The following is a 1,027-nucleotide window of genomic DNA, read 5'->3' as shown; positions in this document are numbered from 1 at the left end:
GCGCATTACCTCGTTTTCTCTTCCTATGACTTTATCCAAAGCTTTTTCTCTTGCAAGTTTCGTCAAATCTCTTGCAAATTGGTCGAGAGTGGGGGTTTTTACTTTTCTAACTATTTCTTCTTGTTGATTAGATTGTTCGTTGGAAGATGTGGTTATTCCGACTACTCCTATCATTTTCATTATTTCTTGTTTCAAAGGATTAAGTTCTATTCCAAAACTTGTAAGGACATTATAGGCTATTCCGTTTTCTTCTCTCAATAATCCCAAAAGCAAATGTTCCGTTCCTATATAATTATGTCCGAAAGCCTTCGCCTCTTCCGCAGAAAAAGCGATTAATCTCTGAACTCTCGGAGAAGATGGAATTTGTCCGTATAATTTCGTATTTGAAGACGATTTAGCCATAGAAGTTTCCAATTCCATTTTTAATTTATCCAAATCGACTTTCAAATTTCTTAAAGATTTTATGGCTATAGATTCTGGTTCGCGAAGTAAACCCAATAAAACATGCTCGGGAGTCACTTGGTCATGATTTAATCTTTTCGCTTCCTCTTGAGAGTAAAAATCTATAACTACTTTAGCTCTTTTGGTTAAATGAAATTGCCACATATCTAATATCCTAATTTAGCCTATTTACAACTTTAATCCATTATATATCAAATACATTATTAATTCAATAATAAAAAGAAGATGAAATATAAATTTATTATAATTATCGGCTATAATAAAAAATTATTCTATAAATTATTTATAAAAAGGCTGTTTGTTTATATTTTAACAAAAAATTTAATGAAAAATATAAAAACATAAATCAAATAAAACTGTTATTTGAAACATTAACTACGGGAACATTAACTCTATTATTCGAAGCCGTATTATTCTTGTTTGAACTTTCATTTATATTTGTAGAAAACAACAATGAAAGCGCCAATACCATAATTATAGCGATTGACAAAACGAAAGAAAGCCTTCTTGAACACATAAAAGAATATAATTTATCGGAAATACTATTTTCATTACCAATATCTTT

Annotated in this window: 2 protein-coding genes; both read right to left on the bottom strand. The window is 29.4% G+C overall.

The genetic code is table 11. The features are described from left to right. The coding region (locus tag EZH24_RS12500) for a Clp protease N-terminal domain-containing protein (RefSeq protein WP_272897902.1) at positions 1-606 on the bottom strand (606 nt) is incomplete at its 3' end. Positions 607-808: 202 nt separating this feature from the next. Continuing rightward, positions 809-1,027, bottom strand: a 219-nt coding sequence (locus EZH24_RS12495) for a hypothetical protein (RefSeq protein ID WP_336596102.1), incomplete at its 5' end; no start/stop codon positions are given.

This window comes from Brachyspira catarrhinii, from assembly GCF_005518285.1.
Lineage (GTDB): Bacteria > Spirochaetota > Brachyspiria > Brachyspirales > Brachyspiraceae > Brachyspira > Brachyspira catarrhinii.
This window is presented reverse-complemented; position numbering and strand designations above follow the sequence as displayed.